The organism is Rhizobium sp. CB3060, assembly GCF_025200735.1.
Taxonomy (GTDB): domain Bacteria; phylum Pseudomonadota; class Alphaproteobacteria; order Rhizobiales; family Rhizobiaceae; genus Rhizobium.
In genome coordinates, this window is sequence record NZ_CP104158.1 from 2,080,792 (window position 1) to 2,100,524 (window position 19,733).

Here is a 19,733-nt window from a genome sequence, read left to right on the forward strand (position 1 = left end):
TTCTGCGCGGTTCTGACTTGGAACAGCAGAAAACCTTGATGCAGGCAGCCGGTCTTGAATGAAATTGCAGATGCCTCAGCGCGTCGTGTCGGCATAGATGCGCGGCGACACACCAAAATTGCGCACGAAAATCCGAGTCATATGGCTTTGATCGGCAAAGCCGCTGGCAAAAGCCGCCTCGGCCAGCGGCATGCCGCCGGCAATCAGCCGCCGCGCTCGCTGGATGCGACGCTGAAGCAGATAGGCGTGCGGTGTCAATCCGGTCACCTTGGCGAAACCGCGTAGGAGCTGGAAACGGCTGAGCCCGCTCACTCCGGCGAGATCGGCGAGCGTCACCGATGCTGCCGGATCATCATCGATGAGATCGCGAGCACGCATGATCGCGGCGGGCGCATTGGTGCCCTCATCCGCCTGCCCCTGCTCACGCATCACGTCCGCAACAAGTGATAACAACAGTCCGTCTCGCCGCAGCGCAGCGTCCTGACCATCCTGACGAGTTACCGTCGAAAACAGTGTTCTGAATCGCGCGGCGATCTGTCCGTTTCGAATGACGGGAGAAGGAAGTTCCCCCTCGCCGGCGCCGCCCTCACCGATATCGCCCAGAAGATCCGTCATCAGCCGTGGATCGAAATAGAGCATCGACCAAACACGGCTCTCCCCAATTGGCATACCATCATGCACTTCGTTCGGATTGAGAGTGATGACGTCGCCGGTCTCAGCCCGCACCACGCCACGCCCGCTCAGCGACACCTGCGCGCCGCGCTCGATGACGCCGATGCCGAACTGATCATGGGTATGCTTGGGAAAGCTATATCCGGTTTCCGCCGCCACGGCTTCGACGCCGGCAATGGAGGAGCGAAACATCCTGAACTGGCCTGGCTTCATGCGCCCGGCTCTTCCAGTTTGCTGAAAGCCGTCATCTCGACACTTGGCCGGGCTGCAATACGCGACCACCACGACGCAAGCTTGGGATGATGCTCGATCATCTCCCGCCCCTCCGGCGCCATGAGAAAGTAGTCAAACATCGGCGCGACGTAGAGATCGGCCAGGGTCAGGTCCGGACTGCAGAGCCACTGCGTATCTTCCATAAGATCTGAAAGAGCGGCAAGGCCGATTGCGGCCTTGGAAAGGCTCGTGGCTATTCGTTCCTCGTCGGCGGCAATGCCCTCTGCCGGCTTTGAGACCCGCTCCACGTAGATACCCCACACCAGATGCGGATAGAGATATCCGTCGGCAATGCTGACGATCTGGTTCATCCGCGCGCGCTGCCGAGGCGCCACAGGCTGCAGGCGCGGCCCCTCGAATGCCTCGTCGACATAGCGCGTGATCGCAGCCGTCTCGTAGAGCCGAAAATCGCCGTGTTCGAAAGCCGGAATCCGGCCGAATGGATGCCGCTCCAGATAGGATGCCGGCGGCCCGCCCTCAGCGAAAATGTCGATCGGCACCCTCTGGTGCTCGACGCCTTTCTCGATGAGCGCAAGGCGCGCAATTCGCACGTAGACGCTATAGTCCGCGCCAAAAAGGCAAGGCTGTTCCATATCTCAACGCCATTTCGTTCATCCGACATCTTTTCGAAGTCGGCCGTTGCGGTCAATGGTGAGCTTCATCGCCTGAGCTTCCCGCGCCCACATCATGGCGTTCCATCTCCCGGCCAAGCGCCACTGGCCGGGGAATCAACAGTCAACGTAGCAAGGTCGCCCCAATATTATCCCAGGGAGGCGATGATCTCGCGATAAGCGGCCTCGGGGAAGGCCTTCAGCGTGCGCGAGCGCACATTGCCGTTCGAACCAAGCGCCAAGGCAAAGCGAGCCATCACCGCATCATCGGGTGCCTCGCAGACAGCGACCATGTCGTGTTCGCCCATAGTCAGGAAAAATTGTTTGAAGGAACCGCCCATCTCTTCCAACTGCTTCTTGGCGACATCCAGCCGCCGCGGAGACTCCTTTACGCTACGCACACCCTGGTCGGTCCAATTGAGCAGAACGATATAAGTGGTCATCTCACACCTCCTCCGCTGCGCCGCACGCCCGTTGAGACGGGCAGGCAGATGACGCAGTAACGGTTGATCCACGCGTAAGCCCCTCGAAAACCATCATGGTTTTCGGAACTACGCGCCGCCATCCAGTGCTTGGGGTCCCTTCCCGTGAAGATGGGTTCGCCCCGAGTAACACAATAGGCTTGTCACCTTGCGGCGACAATAAACCTAATCCCCATTCATTCGGGTGACGAGATAAAGGGACCGCCGGCGAAGCATTTCACCGATTTGGTGTCTTGGCCTGCGTCTCCTGCGCTGTCGCGAACGATGCCCGTGTGTCCGCAGCCACAACCGCCGCCGGCAAGGGTGTGCCGCGTTTGCGCTCGCGTGCCAGCGTCAGCAGGCCGGAAAAGACAATAAGGACGATGCCGAGCGCCATCGGCAGATCTATGCTGTCATTGAACAGCAGATAGCCGAAACCGATCGCCCAAATCATTTGGCTATATTGCGGTGGCGCAACGAGATTGGCGGGCGCCAACTTCGCTGCGCTCATCAAGAGGACGGTGCCGGCAGCGCCGAGAAGACCGTAGCTGGCGAGGAACATCCATTGCCAAGCCGTCGGCCATGTCATCTCCGGCAGCATCAGCAAACCGCTGACGATCAGCGTGCCGAACAACACCGCACCATAAAGCGAGATGCGCTTCTCCTTCGAGCCAAGTGCGCGATTGATGACGATCGAGACGGCCCCGCTTAAGCCGCCTATCGCCGCGCAGAGGTGGCCGATCGAAAGCTCACGAAATCCCGGCCGCAGCACGACCAGCACGCCGACGAAACCGACGATCACCGCCGTCCAACGCTGCCAGCGCACGTCCTCCTTGAGGAACACGACGGACAGAATGGTGACGAAGGATGGCAGCAGAAAGAGCAGCGCGAAAGCCTCTGCCATCGTCAGCTCGGTGAAAGCCACGATCGAACAGATGGCGCCGATCGCGCCACAGGCGAAACGCAGCATCCACAGCGGCCGGTTCGTCGTCCTGACGATATCCAGCCACCCATCTCCGCGCGTCTTCAGAAACGGGATCGCCGCAAAACCGAACAGCGAGCCGACGAAGGCCACCTGATAGGACGGCAGCGTCCCATGCAATATCTTGATTGACGCGTCACTGAACGCGAAGACGGCATAGGATGTGAATGCCAAGAGGACGCCACGAAGCGTGGAATGGCCGGCGGCCATCGAATTGGAATCGGCTGTGATCGATGTCATTGGAATTGGGCGATGCGAAGGGAGGGAATTGAATCAGACGTTGTCAGCCGCAATCGTATGATGAAATGGGCAGAATTTCTATCGGGCGTCGGAATAAACTATTGTTTCAAGCTGATGAGACGAGTGCTGTCCGTCAATTGCCAGCAGCGCCGATCCTCTCCAACTGTTTTGCGGAGACGTGACCTCTAACCGAATAGGAGAAGGCAACCACCTTCAAGGCCGCATCGTCAACGTTACATTTAAATGCCACCCTTACCCAACCTTTCGGTGTGAGCACGCCAGCTCCATCGCCGACGAGATCAATATCCGACAGCATGGCCGGTGTAATCAGTGAGTTATAAAAGCCGCTCGCTTTTAGTTCATACCCGAACTGCAGCTTTTCCTCGCTATTGCAAAGCTGCTGCACTCGTGTACGTCGCGGCAACTTTTTCCAGGCGTCCAATTCGTCCTTCGACATACGCGCCATCTCTGTACCGGAGTAGAAGCGCTTGGCCTGGATGAATTTTCCCTGCTGGCCGCCGGACTTTTGCTGAGCCTGCGACGGATCGGTTTTCGATGCGTCTTGCGTGCTGTCCGCTGACGCCTGCTGCTGCGGCCGAGGTTGAGGCGCGGGGACGAAGGTGGTTCCGGCCGTCGGGTCACTAGGGTCGCCGGAGACCGGCTGATCCTGCGATTGTTGCTGTGGCTGCGCTCCTCCGGTCGTCGGCACGGCAACATCCGGCACGACCTTGGGATCAGCCGCGGCCTGCTGCTGATCTACCTGCCCTTCGGCAGTCTTCGCTAGTCCCGCTATGGGATCGGACGCCGCTCCGTCCTTTTGATCCGCCTGCGTGCCTGCTGCATCCATAGACGGCGTGTTCGGCTCGACGATCTGGGTGTCAGACGGCTGGTCCGTCGCCAGCTCTTCCGGCGTCGGCGTCGATGCGGGATCACTGGAATTCGGATCGGTTGCAGACGCTGCGGCGTCCGGCTTGGCGGCCTTGGCTTCCGCGTCGGTCTTCGCTGCCTCCTCCGCCTTCGCCTGTTGCTGCTGCGCAGTGTCATCGCTTGCCGGCGGCGTCGGGTTCGCCTGCGGCTGCGTGTGGGCCTCTGCCGCAGCCTGCTGGGCGGATGTCTGTTGTGGTGGATTATCGGCAGATGGCGTCGATTGATCCGCAGTTTGCTGCTGCGGCTGTGTCGCCGGATCGGAACTAGGTGGCTGGTCCTGCTTTGCTTGTGCCGGATCGTCGGTCGTCGGCGTCTGATCTTGCGGCTTGGCTTGATCATCGGCCGGCGTCGGCGACGGCGCATCACCCGGCTGCGGCTGCGCGTCGGCCTGCTCGGTGGTCGGTGCTGGCTGATCGGCCTTCACATCGGCAGGCTTATCGGCCTGCGCGGGTTCCTGCGATTTCGCATCCTGATCCTTAGAGTTCGGGTCAGGCCCCTTCTCAGCCTTCGTCTTGCTCTCGTCGCTCAGCTTGTCAGCGGTCTGCTCGCCCTCAGTCTTGTCGGTGGACGCCGCCTTCGGTTCCTTCGAAGGCTGCTTTTCATCGGGCCTGGGTGTCGGCGTCGGCACGCGGCCGGCGCGCTCCGACGGCTTTGCGGCGTTCTTTGCCTCCTCCTTGGGCTGCGGCACCATCTCGACATTGATGCTGTCTTCCGGCTGCGGTATCGGCATAGCCACCACCGGCAGCAGGAAAAGCGCAGCGAAAAACAGGATGTGCACCAGAATGGAAGGGATCAGTCCCCATCGACGCTCATCCGGTTTCCGCTGTTCGGCGACGCGCTCCATCGGTCAGCGGCCGCAAGGCTGACGACGCAGGACAGACGGAAAAGCGCTCAACAATTTCATCCAAACCTTACCGACAAACGACATCCGACGACGCCTAGATTCCCGACATATGGTGTTAAACATCAAGGCCAGAAAGAGGCAGCCGGAAAATTGCAGACTGTTAGTCTGATCACAGCTCCGCGGTGCGCGGAAAACCCTCACCAACACCGTAGCACATAACGTTGCACCGTTAGAAGGACCTGTCGCGAAGCGTGCAGTGCAGGCACATCTGACAAAACGAAAAACCCGGCTCGCTTGTACGAACCGGGTTCTAATTTCATAGCAACAAAGCAACCTGCTCAGCTATCGAGGAACGAGCGCAGCTTTCTGGAGCGGCTCGGATGCTTCAGCTTGCGCAATGCCTTGGCTTCGATCTGACGGATACGTTCGCGGGTAACCGAGAACTGCTGGCCGACTTCTTCGAGCGTGTGGTCGGTGTTCATGCCGATGCCGAAGCGCATGCGCAGCACGCGCTCTTCGCGCGGCGTCAGCGATGCCAAAACGCGGGTCGTCGTCTCGCGCAGGTTGGCCTGAATGGCGGCATCGATCGGCAGCAGCGCATTCTTGTCCTCGATGAAATCGCCGAGATGCGAATCCTCTTCGTCACCCACCGGGGTTTCCAGCGAGATCGGCTCCTTGGCGATCTTCAGCACCTTGCGCACTTTTTCGAGCGGCATGGCGAGCTTTTCGGCCAATTCTTCCGGCGTCGGCTCACGGCCGATTTCATGCAGCATCTGGCGCGACGTACGAACGATCTTGTTGATCGTTTCGATCATGTGCACCGGAATGCGGATGGTGCGGGCCTGGTCGGCGATCGAACGGGTGATCGCCTGCCGGATCCACCATGTAGCGTAAGTCGAGAACTTGTAGCCGCGGCGATATTCGAACTTATCGACCGCCTTCATCAGGCCGATATTGCCTTCCTGAATGAGATCGAGGAACTGCAGGCCGCGATTGGTGTATTTCTTGGCGATGGAGATGACGAGGCGCAGGTTCGCTTCGACCATTTCCTTCTTGGCGATACGCGCTTCGCGCTCGCCCTTCTGCACCATATGAACGATGCGGCGGAATTCCGAGATCGAAATGCCGGTTTCGGTCGCAAGGTTCTGAATTTCCTGGCGGATGTCGCGGATCGTGGTGTTTTCGCTCTTGGCGAATTCCTTCCAGCCGCGGGCGGCGAGGTTGCCGATCGACTTCATCCAGTTCGGATCGAGCTCAGCGCCCTGATACTGTTCCAGGAAGCTATCGCGCTTGACGCCATAGGATTCGGCAAGACGCAGCAGGCGGCCTTCGTTCTGCACGAGGCGCTTGTTGATGTCGTAGAGCTGCTCGACCAGAGCGTCGATGCGGTTCTGGTTCAGCGACAGCGACTTGACCGACTTGACCAGCTCGTCCTTCAGCTCCTTGTAGCGGCGCTCCTGTGCGGACGACAGCGTACCCGAAGCCGACAGGCGCTGCTCGACCTGCTGGTCCTGCAGCTTGCGCAGCTTCTTGTAGGTTTCGGCGATCGTGTCGAGCGTCAGCATGACCTGCGGGCGAAGCTCTGCTTCCATCGCGGCGAGCGAGAGGCTGGATTCGTCCTCGTCCTCTTCCTCCTCCTCGATCGGCATGCCTTCGCCGCCGACGTCGGTGATGTCGTCATCGCCGGAGGAACGGCGGCCGCGGGCCTTTTCCTTCTCTTCGGCCGCTTTGCGGTCGGCCTCGATCTTTTCCGGGCTCTGGAACTGCGGCGCAGCCTTGGCCTCTGGACCGGAATAGGTCGTTTCGAGATCGATGATCTCGCGCAGCAGCGTGGTGCCTTCGTTGAGTTCGTCGCGCCAGATGATCAACGCCTGGAACGTCAACGGGCTCTCACAGAGGCCACCGATCATGGTTTCGCGGCCGGCCTCGATGCGCTTGGCGATCGCGATTTCGCCTTCGCGCGACAGCAGCTCGACAGAGCCCATTTCGCGCAGATACATGCGCACCGGATCGTCGGTGCGATCGGTCGGCTCTTTCTTCTTGGTGGTTGCAAGCGCCGAGCCGCCGGAAGGCGCAAGCTCGCCGCCTTCACCATCCTCGTCGCCGCTGGAATCGTCGTCGTCGCCGCCACTGGCTGCCGCGCCCGCCTCTTCGACATCCTCGTCTTCAATGACGTTGATGCCCATATCGGAGAGCATAGCCATCGTATCTTCGATCTGCTCGGACGTCACTTCTTCGGACGGCAGAACGGCGTTGAGCTCGTCCATCGTCACGTAGCCGCGTTTTTTCGCGGCCTTGATCATCTTCTTGACCGCGTCGTCGGAAAGATCGAGAAGCGGGCCATCCGAGGCGCCGTCGCGTTCGACTTCAGCTTCTTCGTTCTCTTTGACCTTGGTTGCCATCTCTATATCGTCGCTTTCCCTGACGCTTGAAACTTACACGCGGTGACTGACCGCTCTGGCCCGGCACGCCTCGCGCCAGCCCCGAATCACCGACAAACACCTAACGGAATGACCTTTAATGCCTGATTAACCACGATCACCGGCTCCCAACAGCAAAGCTGGATTGCGTTTGGAATTCCGGCCATGGTATACGTGATCCGCCTGACCCACTTCACCGTTTTTCCGAGGACAAACGGTGATTCCTACAATTTTTGCTCTCGTCAAGCTTTTCCAGCAAAAAAGCCTGTTAAAATCGTGAAAAAGCCTTATCCACAGGCCCAACACGCCCAGAAACAATTGCTTCCCGTATTTAGGAAGTCCCCGCGCGTTGACAAGGGCAGGCCCATGAAACCACCCGCATTTCCGCAGTTCGCGGCAATGCTGATGCGGCCGGGCCACGAATTTGGTCAAATCCAGTCCATTACCACCTTGCCGGAATTACCAGAACGCATGGCTTCAAAGCCATCGCGGAAATCATCGATGTGGATGCGATGGGTAATGACCGGCGAGACGTCGAGCCCGCCTTGAACGAAGGCGATCATCTTGTACCAGGTCTCGAACATCTCGCGGCCATAGATGCCCTTCAGATTGAGCATCTTGAAAATCACCTTGTTCCAGTCGATCTCGAAGCCGGCCGGCGCGATGCCGAGAATAGCGATCTTGCCGCCATTGTTCATCTTGTCGATCATGTCGCGGAAAGCGGGCGCGGCACCCGACATTTCCAGACCGACATCGAAACCTTCGGTCATACCGATAGACTTCATTACATCGGCCAAGTTTTCCTTCGAGGCGTCGACGACATGCTCGATACCGAGCTTGCGGGCGAGCGCCAGCCGATTCGGATTGATATCGGTGATGACCACCTTGCGTGCGCCCGAACGCCTGGCGACCATGGCGCCCATGATGCCGATCGGCCCCGCGCCGGTAACCAGCACATCCTCGCCCACCAGATCGAAGGAAAGCGCGGTGTGCACGGCATTGCCGAAGGGATCGAAGATCGCCGCCACTTCATCCGGGATATCGTCAGGGATCGGGACAACGTTGCTTTCCGGAATGCAGACGAATTCGCCGAACGAGCCCGGGCGGTTGACGCCGACGCCCAGCGTATTGCGGCAAAGATGTCCCCTGCCCGCCCGGCAGTTGCGGCACTTGCCGCAAACGATATGTCCTTCGCCGGAGACACGCTCGCCGACATGATATTTGGTGACCGCCGAGCCGATCTCCGCGATCTCGCCGCAGAATTCGTGACCGACGACCATCGGCACCGGAATGGTCTTCTGCGCCCACTGGTCCCAGTTCCAAATATGCACATCCGTGCCGCAGATCGCCGATTTCCTGACCCGGATCAGCACATCGTTCGGCCCAACCTCGGGAACCGGAACTTGCTCCATCCACAGCCCGACTTCCGGCTTCGATTTGACCAATGCCTTCATCATGTTCGACATGAGCTGCCGTCTCCATCCGATTCAAATGATTCCGAGTTCGCGTCCCGCCTCGGCAAAAGCTGCAATCGCGCGCTCGACATCGGCCTTCGAATGCGCCGCCGACATTTGCGTGCGGATGCGCGCCTGACCCTTCGGCACCACCGGGAAGGAGAAGCCGATGACGTAGACGCCCTTTTTCAGCATCAGCGCTGCCATCTCCTGCGCTAGCTTGGCATCGCCGAGCATGACGGGGATGATCGGATGATCGGCGCCGGCCAGCGTGAAACCGAGCTTGGTCATTTCGCTGCGGAAGAACTCGGCATTGCCACGGAGCCGGTCGCGCAGATCGCTGCCGTTTTCGATCAGATCAAAGACTTTCAGCGAAGCAGCCGCGATGACCGGAGCCAGCGTGTTTGAGAAGAGATAGGGGCGCGAGCGCTGCCGCAGCCAATCAACGATCTCGGCTTTGGCCGAAGTATAGCCGCCCGATGCCCCACCGAGCGCCTTGCCAAGCGTACCGGTGATGATGTCGACCCTGCCCTCGACGCCGCAATGTTCCGGCGAGCCGCGGCCATGATCGCCGACAAAACCGACGGCATGGCTGTCATCGACCATCACCATCGCACCATATTGTTCGGCAAGATCGCAGACGCCCTCGAGATTGGCGATGATGCCATCCATGGAGAAAACGCCGTCGGTGGCAATCAGCTTGAAACGGCTGCCCTCGGCCTTCTTCAGCTCCTCTTCTAGGGCCGCCATGTCGTTATTGGCGTAGCGGAAGCGCTTCGCCTTGGAGAGACGCACACCGTCGATGATCGAGGCGTGGTTGAGCGCATCGGAGATGATCGCATCCTCCTCCGACAGCAGCGTCTCGAACAACCCGCCATTGGCATCGAAACAGGAGGAATAAAGGATCGTGTCCTCCATGCCGAGAAAGGCCGATATCCGCGCCTCAAGCTGCTTGTGCTCTTCCTGAGTCCCGCAGATGAAGCGCACCGAGGCCATGCCGTAGCCATAGCGATCGAGCGCTTTCTTTGCCGCTTCTGCCAGTTCCTCATTATCGGCGAGGCCGAGATAGTTGTTGGCGCAGAAATTCAGAACTCGCTCGCCGCCCACGACGGCAATCTCGCCCGCCTGCTTGGAGGTGATGACGCGCTCGGATTTATAGAGGCCTGCATCCTTCAGACCGGCAAGTTCTGTACGCAAATGGGATATGAATTCAGAGGTCATCGTCGCATTCCGATGCTGGTCGTGGGCGGAGACGGCCCGAGAAATAGCACAGGATTTGGTTTCTTGCTGCATTCAGCAGCGGCAAAAATACGCGAGGCATTGACGCTCATACGATATAGCAGTGAACGACACCGTATTGCTCGTAACTATTGCAAAAATTATTTGACTGAGTCCACTATCTGCCTGCAAACATAATACGGTTCCCGTATGGTGAGGATGTGATGAGCATATTCCATAGATTTTCGCTCGAGGGTCGGGTCGCGCTCGTCACCGGCAGTGGTCGCGGCCTGGGTCTGGAGATGGCGAAGGCGCTTGCCGGCGCAGGAGCGCATGTCGTCATCAACGGACGTACGGCTGCGACGCTAGACAGCGCCGTGGAAACCATCCGCGCGGCAGGCGGTACCGCCGAAGCCGCCGCTTTCGACATCGCCGATCATGAGGCGCAGCGTGCGACAATGGCGGATATCGAAAGGAACCACGGCCGGCTCGACATACTGATCAGCAATGTCGGCGCCCGTGACAGACGCCCGCTGGCCGACTTCGACGACGAAGCGATCCTTGCTCTCCTCAACACGGATCTGGCTGCCTCGATCACGCTCTCGCGCAACGCTGCACGCCTGATGAAACGTCATGGTCATGGACGGTTGATCTCGGTAACCTCGATCAGCGGCCATGTCGCCATGCCGGGAGACTGCGTCTACCCTGCGGCCAAACAGGGGCTCACTGGCCTTATGCGCGGCATGGCCGTGGAATTTGGCCCGCACGGCATCACAAGCAATGCCATCGCACCGGGTTGGTTCGCGACGGAAACGAACGCCGCGATGGCGGCAAACGAAGAGCTTATGCCCTTCGTGCGCCAGCGCATTCCCGTTCAACGCTGGGGCCGTCCTGACGAGATCGCCGGCGCGGCACTATTTCTCGCCAGCGACGCCGCCTCCTTTGTCAACGGTCATGTGCTGACCGTCGACGGCGGCATGACCGTCAGGATGTGAGTGCGCCTGGCGAGAAGGTGTCACCGATCGGTGAAATTCTCTATCGCCTTCAAGAACGCATCTCCATAGCGCTCCAACTTCGCCTGCCCCACGCCCGAAATGCCCAGGAGCGCATCGCGGCTCGTCGGTCGCTCCATGGCAAAAGCAATCAGTGTCGTATCCGGGAACACGACATAGGGCGGCACGCCGAGTGCCTTAGCGATGCTCGCGCGCTCGCTTCTCAACGCTTCGAACAATGGCTGCGCCTCGCTCGACAGGCTTGACTGCCGCTTCTCGATCCGCCCTGCCTTCTTGGTGCGCCGGCCCGTCTCCGGCCGATCCTTGCGGAAGAAAACCTGACGCTCGCGTTTGAAGACCGCCCGCGCCTCCGGCTCCAGCTTCATCGCGCCGAAAGCAGTATGATCGATGCTGACGAAGCCGCTCGCCAGCAGTTGTCGAAAGACGGACTGCCAGGTACGCGAAGGAATATCCTTACCCACCCCGAAGACCGGCATGTTCACATGGCCGAAACGCTCGGTCTTCTCATTGACCGCCCCCATCAACACATCGATGACATGGCCGGTGCCGAAACGTTCGCCGGTGCGGTAGACGGCAGCGAGTGCCTTGATCGCCGCCTCGGTGCCGTCCCAGGTTTCGACCGGTTTCAGGCAGGTATCACAATTGCCGCAGCCGCCGGCATGAGGCTCGCCGAAATGCGCAAGAATCGCCTGGCGTCGGCAGCCGGCCGTCTCGCAGATCGCGAGCAATGCGTTCAGCTTCGCGCGCTCGACACGCTTAATCTCTTCCGCTGCATTGCCCTCGTCGATCATCCGCCGCCGCTGGATCACGTCGGCCATGCCATAGGCCATCCAGACTTCGGACGGTAAGCTGTCGCGTCCCGCGCGTCCCGTCTCCTGATAATAGGCCTCGACGGAGCCGGGAAGATCGAGATGGGCGACATAGCGGACATTCGGCTTGTCGATGCCCATGCCGAAGGCGACCGTCGCCACCAGGCAAAGATCCTCTTCCTTCAGGAAGGCATCCTGGTTGGCGTCGCGGACCGATCGATCCATGCCGGCGTGATAGGCAAGCGCGCGAATGCCCTGCCCGTTCAGCCACTCCGCGGTATCCTCGACCTTGGCCCGCGACAGGCAATAGACAATCCCGCTATCGCCACGATGACCATCGAGGAAACGCAGCAATTGTTGGCGCGGCTGATCGCGCTCGACGATCTCATAGGTGATGTTCGGCCGGTCGAAGCTGGTGGTGAAAACCTTGGCATTATCGAGCGCCAGCCTCTCGATGATGTCGTCGCGCGTATGCGGATCGGCCGTCGCCGTCAACGCGATGCGCGGCACATCGGGAAAGAGCTCCGCAAGCCTGCCGAGATCACGGTATTCCGGGCGAAAATCATGTCCCCATTGCGAGACGCAATGCGCCTCGTCGATGGCGAACAAGGCAATCTTCGCCTTGGCGATCATCTGGCTGAAGCCATCCGTCAAAATGCGTTCCGGTGTGACGTAGAGCAGATCGAGCGTTCCGCTGGAGATAGCGCGATAGACATCGCTTGCCTCTTCCCGCGACAAGGACGAGTTCAACGCCGCCGCGCGGATACCGAGCTGCTTCATCGCCTCGACCTGGTCGCGCATCAGGGCGATCAATGGCGAAACGACGATGCCGACGCCTTGGCGGCACAAGGCCGGAATCTGGAAACACAGCGATTTGCCGGCGCCAGTCGGAAACAGCACGACCGCATCGCCGCCGGAAACCACATGGTCGACCACCTGCTGCTGCTTGCCGCGAAAGGCGGAATAGCCATAGACCCGCTTGAGGATATCGAGCGGCGCGGCTCCGGAGCTACGGTCACCGAACAACGCATCGTCAGCGGAAAATCGCGGCTCCTGTCGATCTGGCTGTGACATCTATCCCCTATTTCCCCGCGGACCCTTTGATGCGACCGGAAAGCACGCCAAACCCATCGATGATTGCTTCCTGGTTTTCCAGGCGCAAAGCTTCGAGCTGCACTTCCTGCAAAGCGCGCATGAGCTGTTCGATGAGGTCGCCATCGCCGTCTTCCGTTGCCTCGGCGATTGCGCTTTGCAGCTCGATCTTGTGCCAACGCAATGCTTTCGAGCGCTTGTGAAGCGCAAGCGCCTGACGATAGCCCTCCCGCGCATCTTCCGTCGCGGCTTCCTCAGTCGCCGTCCAGAGGCGAGCATTGCGCACCTGCTGGTCGAGGCTCTTCAGCAATGCCGCAAAACCCTGCTCTTCCAACTGTTCGAGCAGCCGTTCGCGATTGAGCTGCGGGCCGGCCATGGCTGCTGCCGTACCCAACAAGGCGGACCACAGACGCTGCAATTCGCGACTTTCGTAGTCGATCGCGGCGATCTCATCATATTCGTCCTGCAGCAGCAGCGGATGATTGACGATGGTCAACGCCAATACGCTCTCGCGCAGCCCTGGTATGTCCTGATGACCCTTGATCATGCCCGAACGCGTCAAGCGATCAGACGCCGTCACATTGTTGGCCGGCTGCCGATCCCGGCCCGGCCCGCCGCGACCGCCGAAATTGCGGCCATTGCCGTCGCGGGAAAAGCCGCGTCCCTGCTGATTGCCGCCGCGCTGAAACTGCGGCTGAAACAGGCCGTTCAGCCGATCGCGCATGTCCTGCTGATAGTGCCGGCGGACGTTCTCGTCTGATATGACCGAAACCATCTGTTTCAGTCGCGCCTCAAGTTCGGCGCGCGCCTCCGGCGTATCGAAGGCGCCGCTGCCTGCTTCGCGGCTCCAGATCATTTCCGCCAGCGGCTTTGCCTGCGCCATCACCTTGTCGAAAGGCGCGCGGCCTTCATGGCGGACAAGATCATCCGGGTCCTTTCCATCCGGCAAAAGCGCGAAACGGACGGTGCGGCCTGGTTTGATATGCGGCAGCGCCAGATCGGCAGCGCGATTGGCGGCGCGAATGCCGGCTCCGTCTCCATCGAAGCAGAGCACCGGCTGGGGCGTCATCTTCCATAGAAGTTCGAGCTGGTTTTCCGTCAGCGCCGTGCCGAGTGGGGCGACTGCATTTTCAACGCCAGCCTGATGTAGCGCAATGACGTCCATATAGCCTTCGACGGCGATGATCGTACCCGCGCCGTCATTCCCCTGGGCGGCACGGCGCGCGCGCGTAAAATTGTAGAGTACATTGCCCTTGTGAAAGAGTTCCGTCTCATTGGAATTGAGATATTTCGCCGGCGCATCCGGCGACATGGCGCGGCCGCCGAAGGCGATCACCTTTTCGCGCGAAGATAGGATCGGGAACATGATGCGATCGCGAAAACGGTCGTAGGAGACCGGCACATTCTCATGCACGACCAAGCCACAGGCTTCCATCTGTTCTTTCAATACGCCTTTGCCGGCTAAAAACTCCTTGAGTGCATTACGGCTGTCCGGCGAGTAGCCAAGGCGGAAGGTCTCAATGGTGCGACCGGTCAGGCCGCGGTCGCGCAGATAGGCGCGTGCCCTGGCACCGTTTGCCGTCTGGAGCTGATCCTGAAAGAACTGTGTCGCCATTTCCATGACGTCGAGCAGCGACGTGCGTTCCTTTTCGCGCTTTGCTTCCATGGGATCGGCGACCGGCATGGCAACGCCTGCCATGTCGGCGATCAGCTGCACCGCTTCGGGAAAACTAAGCCCCTCGAGTTCGGTCAGGAAACGGAAATGATCGCCCGTGACGCCGCAGCCGAAGCAATGGTAACGGCCCTTGCGGTCTTCACAGTGGAAGCTCGGTGATTTTTCGCCATGGAACGGGCAGCAGGCCCAATAGTCACCCCGCGGCACATTGGTCTTGCGCCGGTCCCAGGTCACACGTCGACCGATCACGTCCGAAATGGGAACGCGGTCGCGAATCTCATCGAGAAACGTATTGGAAAATCGCATGACTACCTCTGGCCTGCCCCCATATAATCAGGAACCGAGCGCATTGCCACGAGAACCCTCCGCCACGCCCGCTATTCACAGCCCTCTTCATGCGGCGGTCGAATTCAACCTTTCCGATCACAACTCCGTGAAAACCTCGGCTCAATTCATGTTCGCGCGCTTGCTTGGATGGCGGTTTTGGCATCGTCTGAGGCAGGGCCCAAGGAAAGCTTTGCAGCTTGTATGTGCATCACGGAAACGCGGCTACACAGCCTGGCCGCGCAAAAAAATCTGAAAAAGCAAAGAGTTACTGATTATCAGGGTGAATAACCAAGAGCGTACGACGACGCAGGCGCAATCATTATCGAAGATCGAAAGGCGCGCGATCCTGCGCGCTGGTGGCGCATTTGGGGCATAGTTCGTAAGCCAAACATTATTTTTTTGTAATTTGATTGTTGGTGTGCGCCGCAATAGCGTTCTTCTCACGGGGCGAGACAAGCCGGCGAAGAAAATGCTTCGCGACGCGACATGCCTAGACGTCCCGCTGGACTGGAAACCTAAGGTACAGGTTTTCTGTTTAGGAGAATTCAAATGCGCGTTTTGCTCGTACCCTTTGCTGCCGCCGCCCTCTTCGCCACGGCCACCTATGGCTCGGCTACGATGACGGACGGTGTGGCTCCTGCGGCTACTGGCAACGTGCTTTATACCGATACCGGCTACCAGCTGCCTGTTGATATGAAAGTTCCGGCTCTCAAGGCCGGCATCAAAATTCAAGTATCCTGGCTGGAGTCGCAAGGCATGGATTTGCCCCAGCAAGTCAGGATCATCAGGTAAAGTTCACCCCATACCCAGGTGAGGCACCATCCCTACCCCCGGCGCCGCCTCACCTGGGTGCCTTTGCAATAGACGTTTGATTTTTGGGCCCCACCCTGCGTCATCAAACGGCTGCAAAGCGCAAGAAGGCAGGAGCTCCCCCAGCTCCTGCCTTCTTTATTTGCGGTCAAGGCTGATGAGAGACGCGCAAAGCTTGGTGTCGCTTTCGTCCACCGCTGTCAACTCGTCAAATCTGTAGCCGCCGCAAGTATATTAGAAACTTTCAATTTTACGCAGCAGCATCCAGATTCAATTGACAATTGATACTGCGATGCCAATGAATTCCCTAATTCATCGGAAATCACTATATGTCGTTCGCTGCGGAAGAGCTTACCTCTGACCTTGGTTTCTTCACGGCTGTTCTCGGCTGCGCGCGGGAGATGGTTGCCGCCTACGCTGACAATCCACGTGCAAGCTCGATTTTTGCTTCGCAGCAGCGCTGGCTGATGGCCCAAGCTGGCCTCGGACTGTATTACGGCGGAATCGATGGAGAGCAGCCGGGCTTGTATGCCCGCCGCTTTGTCGATTACGTTCTCAAACATGAGATCGCCAGCCACAATACGGCGCTGAGCTTCATCCAGGAAATGCTGACCTACCGCTTTTTGCGTTATCTGGCCGATCCACCAATCAAGCGTCTGCGACCAATAGAGCCGACCGAAGCGGCGGTGGAACATCTATCGAAATGGATTTATATCCATCTGATGGTGCTCGACAGCCTGGATGGCGGCAGGCGGATAGCAACTTTTGTCGAGCGACCGGAGATCATTGCGGCGCTGCAGCCGGCAATCGCAGCAAGAATCATTGCCAACGACCGAGTGCGTCATCCCGGCGAGACCTTCGATCTCTTCACTTGGGCAAATTCCGGCGGCGTGGTGATGGACTACCTGATGTCCCGCATCGCAACGATCGATCCGACAGCGGCAAGAATGGTCATCGGCCCGATTTCGTTCACCGAAATCTGCGACCGATTCCTAATCTCAAGAACGCATGTGAAGCGGCTGATGAGCAAGGCATCGAGTATGGGAAGCGTGGGCTGGACCGGTAGTCCGGGCAAGAGCCACTTCTGGCTCTCGCGCGGCTTCATTCAGGAATATTGGGATTACCAGACGGAAAAATTCGCCATCATCGGCGCCGTCTGGGAAGAGGCCTTCGGCGCGCAGCCCGAGCCAGCGCCGACGGAGCCACCAATACTTACTTCAGCAGCTCTTTGAGAATCCCCGAAGCCTTGGCGAAATCCATCTGCCCGGCATAGCGCTCGCGCAGGGCAGCGACGCACTTGCCCATGTCCTTCAGGCCTTGCGCACCGAGCTCGGCGACGACAGCGACGCAGATCTCGCGCACCTTCTCGTCGGAAAGCTGCTCGGGCATGAAGCCCTGGATAACAGCGATTTCCTCGCGCTCCTTGTCGGCCAGTTCCGGGCGGCCACCATCGATGTAGATCTTCACCGACTCTTCGCGCTGCTTGATCATCTTGGCGAGCAACTGCAAAATCTCGTCGTCACTCGCCTGTTCCTTGCCGAGACCACGATTGGCGATGTCCTTGTCCTTGATCGCGGCGAGGATGAGGCGCACGGTCGAAAGCCTCGCCGCGTCCTTGGCCCTCATGGCATCCTTCTGGGCGGTGGAAAGCGTTTCGCGGATCATGTCTTAAACTCCCTAAGCAGGCCGGCGACGATCGCCCAGCCTCTCATTTCATGTTGCCAGTCTCATAGACCATGAGCGGCGATCAATGCAATTACGTCCGGGCGATCGAAAGCTGGCGAATTCCTTGGCAGGAAACGAACGGGGCGCATTGACCGACACGCCTTGTTTGGCTATGTCCAGCACCTGCACATTAGATCGATATGAAGGTCTCAAGCCGCGACGCACGTCGCCGGCTGCAATCTGCACAAACATGGCGGAAGCCCCCGGTCTTTTCAAGGCCGCGCACGACGCCGGAAACGGGATGAGAATGACCGCGACAGCCCCATGGACAACTGAAAAGCCGAGTGCCCTGCTCGTCCTCGCCGACGGCACCGTAATCGAAGGCAAGGGTATCGGCGCGACCGGCAAGGTCCAGGCCGAAGTCTGCTTCAACACGGCGCTGACCGGCTACGAGGAAATCCTGACCGATCCCTCCTATCTCGGTCAGATCGTTACCTTCACCTTCCCCCACATCGGCAATGTCGGCACCAACGACGAAGACATCGAAGACTTGACGCCTGCCGCCCGCCACGGCGCCGTCGGCGTCATCTTCAAGGCCGATATCACCGATCCTTCGAACTATCGCGCCGCAAAGCATCTCGACCAGTGGCTGAAGGCTCGCGGTATCATCGGCATGTGCGGCATCGACACCCGCGCGCTGACCGCCTGGATCCGCGAAAACGGCATGCCGAACGGCGTCATCGCCCATGACCCGAACGGCGTCTTCGACATCGAGCAGTTGAAGGCGGATGCGAAGGCTTGGAGCGGCTTGGAAGGCCTAGATCTCGCAAAGGTCGCCACTTCAGGCCAATCGTCGCAATGGGCGCAGACGCCCTGGATCTGGAACGAAGGCTATGGCGCACTCAATGCCGACGACGCCAAATATCACGTCGTCTGCCTCGACTACGGCGTCAAGCGCAACATCCTGCGCCTCTTCTCCGGCCTCGACTGCAAGGTCACCGTATTGCCGGCAACCGCATCCACCGATGACGTGCTGGCGCTGAAGCCCGACGGCATTTTCCTGTCGAACGGTCCCGGCGACCCCGCGGCAACCGGCGAATATGCCGTGCCTGTCATCAAGGACCTGCTGAAGACGGAAATCCCGTTGTTCGGCATCTGCCTCGGTCACCAGATGCTCGGCCTCGCGCTCGGCGCCAAGACGGCGAAGATGCATCAGGGCCATCATGGCGCCAACCACCCGGTCAAGGATCACACCACGGGCAAGGTCGAGATCGTCTCGATGAATCACGGCTTCGCAGTCGACTCGAACAGCCTTCCGGAAGGCGTTGAAGAGACTCACATTTCTCTTTTCGACGGCAGCAATTGCGGCCTGCGCGTTGCCGGCAAGCCGGTCTTCTCCGTGCAGCACCACCCGGAAGCTTCCCCGGGCCCGCAGGACAGCCATTACCTCTTCCGCCGCTTCGTCAATCTCGTGCGCGAGAAGAAGGGCGAACCGGCTTTGGCCGAGCGCGCCTGAGCACACCGACTGCCCGAATCCATAAAAAGAAGCCTCGGATTGGCAAACAATCCGAGGCTTTTTTTGTGTGTCGACTTGGGAGGAATATGTCTTCACATCGGCTTACGCCTGCAGGCGACGCTGCTTCACGACTTCCAACTCGCTCGTCATGATCTCCTGCAGGAATTCAAAATCGGACGCGCCAAAGGCAACAAGCCCGAACCTCAGTTTGTAGCCCCAGTTCTTGTCTTGGGTAAAATCCAGCCAGCCCAGCAATGGACGGAGCGGCTGTTCGGGCGCATCGAGCCAGTCGACATCGCGGCGATAGGCCTTTCCACAATCCATCTGCGCCGGATACGGCTCGCCCTCACGGACATAGCCAATGGCCGTGAAGCTCTGGAAACCGTCCTTGCCTCCCATCGTTATCGATGGAGAATAATAGATGATACCGTCACCGGGCTTGATGCGCTTCAGCGGCCCCGGTTTGCCGTGGCAAACCTGCATGAAGCCCTGCTCTTTCCCATGGCGAACATGTTCCGCGCTGGCAACGGCCAGCCAATAGGATTTCTGCACAGGCTCGGGCCGCCGGCCGGACGCATTGGCGTGCGGGAAGAGGCGAACCATCTTGCCCTGATCAGAGGAATCTTCCCGCGGGAAAAGCGCGGCATCAATATGATCGCTTGCTTTGAATGTCATGGTCATCTCCCGTCGTTGGTATGAGATGACTATAGACGAACATGCTGTC

The 19,733-nt window shown here is 59.5% G+C and carries 16 protein-coding genes; 4 read left to right on the top strand and 12 right to left on the bottom strand.

All coding sequences use genetic code 11. The features are described from left to right. Positions 1-75 precede the first annotated feature (75 nt). The 8 genes from N2601_RS10150 to N2601_RS10185 form a co-directional block, all read right to left on the bottom strand. A complete protein-coding gene (locus N2601_RS10150; RefSeq protein WP_104823681.1) occupies positions 76-885 on the bottom strand; it encodes an AraC family transcriptional regulator in 810 nt (269 codons plus the stop codon). After that, complete coding sequence (locus tag N2601_RS10155) at positions 882-1,538, bottom strand: glutathione S-transferase family protein (protein ID WP_104823682.1); 657 nt, start codon at positions 1,536-1,538, stop codon at positions 882-884. The genes N2601_RS10150 and N2601_RS10155 overlap by 4 nt, the downstream gene beginning before the upstream one ends. 167 nt (positions 1,539-1,705) lie before the next feature. Then, entirely contained in the window at positions 1,706-1,999 is a 294-nt protein-coding gene (locus N2601_RS10160; protein WP_104823683.1) for a GYD domain-containing protein, read from the bottom strand. A gap of 256 nt (positions 2,000-2,255) precedes the next feature. Then, complete coding sequence (locus N2601_RS10165) at positions 2,256-3,239, bottom strand: DMT family transporter (protein WP_104823684.1); 984 nt, start codon at positions 3,237-3,239, stop codon at positions 2,256-2,258. Between the two features lie 133 nt (positions 3,240-3,372). Next, positions 3,373-5,010 carry a DUF930 domain-containing protein gene (locus N2601_RS10170; RefSeq protein ID WP_104823685.1) on the bottom strand — a complete coding sequence of 546 codons (1,638 nt, stop codon included), beginning with the start codon at positions 5,008-5,010 and terminating at the stop codon, positions 3,373-3,375. A 338-nt stretch (positions 5,011-5,348) separates the two neighbouring features. Further along, entirely contained in the window at positions 5,349-7,412 is a 2,064-nt protein-coding gene (gene rpoD, locus N2601_RS10175) for an RNA polymerase sigma factor RpoD (protein ID WP_104823686.1), read from the bottom strand. Positions 7,413-7,858: 446 nt separating this feature from the next. Further along, positions 7,859-8,896, bottom strand: a complete 1,038-nt coding sequence (gene tdh / locus N2601_RS10180) for an L-threonine 3-dehydrogenase (RefSeq protein WP_104823687.1) — start codon at positions 8,894-8,896, stop codon at positions 7,859-7,861. Between the two features lie 21 nt (positions 8,897-8,917). Beyond that, the gene (locus tag N2601_RS10185) at positions 8,918-10,105 is read right to left on the bottom strand and encodes a glycine C-acetyltransferase (RefSeq protein WP_104823688.1); all 1,188 of its coding nucleotides are present in this window, start codon (positions 10,103-10,105) and stop codon (positions 8,918-8,920) included. A gap of 221 nt (positions 10,106-10,326) precedes the next feature. On the opposite strand from N2601_RS10185, the gene N2601_RS10190 reads away from it, so the two are divergent. Beyond that, the gene (locus tag N2601_RS10190) at positions 10,327-11,097 is read left to right on the top strand and encodes an SDR family oxidoreductase (protein WP_260303059.1); all 771 of its coding nucleotides are present in this window, start codon (positions 10,327-10,329) and stop codon (positions 11,095-11,097) included. Positions 11,098-11,117: 20 nt separating this feature from the next. On the opposite strand, the gene recQ is transcribed toward N2601_RS10190, so the two are convergent. Both recQ and dnaG read right to left on the bottom strand, forming a co-directional pair. Continuing rightward, on the bottom strand, positions 11,118-12,998 hold the full coding sequence (gene recQ / locus N2601_RS10195; protein ID WP_260303060.1) for a DNA helicase RecQ: 1,881 nt from the start codon (positions 12,996-12,998) through the stop codon (positions 11,118-11,120). Between the two features lie 7 nt (positions 12,999-13,005). Beyond that, the gene (gene dnaG / locus N2601_RS10200; RefSeq protein WP_260303061.1) at positions 13,006-14,997 is read right to left on the bottom strand and encodes a DNA primase; all 1,992 of its coding nucleotides are present in this window, start codon (positions 14,995-14,997) and stop codon (positions 13,006-13,008) included. 570 nt (positions 14,998-15,567) lie between these two features. Here dnaG and N2601_RS10205 point away from each other — a divergent pair. Both N2601_RS10205 and N2601_RS10210 read left to right on the top strand, forming a co-directional pair. Continuing rightward, the gene (locus N2601_RS10205; protein WP_104823692.1) at positions 15,568-15,810 is read left to right on the top strand and encodes a hypothetical protein; all 243 of its coding nucleotides are present in this window, start codon (positions 15,568-15,570) and stop codon (positions 15,808-15,810) included. A gap of 347 nt (positions 15,811-16,157) precedes the next feature. Then, positions 16,158-17,060: a hypothetical protein gene (locus N2601_RS10210; RefSeq protein WP_260303062.1), complete on the top strand. Its 903-nt coding sequence runs from the start codon at positions 16,158-16,160 to the stop codon at positions 17,058-17,060. Here N2601_RS10210 and N2601_RS10215 read toward each other — a convergent pair. Next, complete coding sequence (locus tag N2601_RS10215; protein WP_260303063.1) at positions 17,041-17,493, bottom strand: GatB/YqeY domain-containing protein; 453 nt, start codon at positions 17,491-17,493, stop codon at positions 17,041-17,043. The genes N2601_RS10210 and N2601_RS10215 overlap by 20 nt on opposite strands. A gap of 307 nt (positions 17,494-17,800) precedes the next feature. Between N2601_RS10215 and carA the strand changes: the two genes are divergently transcribed. Then, positions 17,801-19,009 carry a glutamine-hydrolyzing carbamoyl-phosphate synthase small subunit gene (gene carA, locus N2601_RS10220; RefSeq protein ID WP_104825150.1) on the top strand — a complete coding sequence of 403 codons (1,209 nt, stop codon included), beginning with the start codon at positions 17,801-17,803 and terminating at the stop codon, positions 19,007-19,009. Positions 19,010-19,111: 102 nt separating this feature from the next. Here the strand turns inward: carA and N2601_RS10225 are convergent, their stop codons facing one another. Further along, complete coding sequence (locus tag N2601_RS10225; RefSeq protein ID WP_104823695.1) at positions 19,112-19,684, bottom strand: EVE domain-containing protein; 573 nt, start codon at positions 19,682-19,684, stop codon at positions 19,112-19,114. Positions 19,685-19,733: the final 49 nt, after the last annotated feature.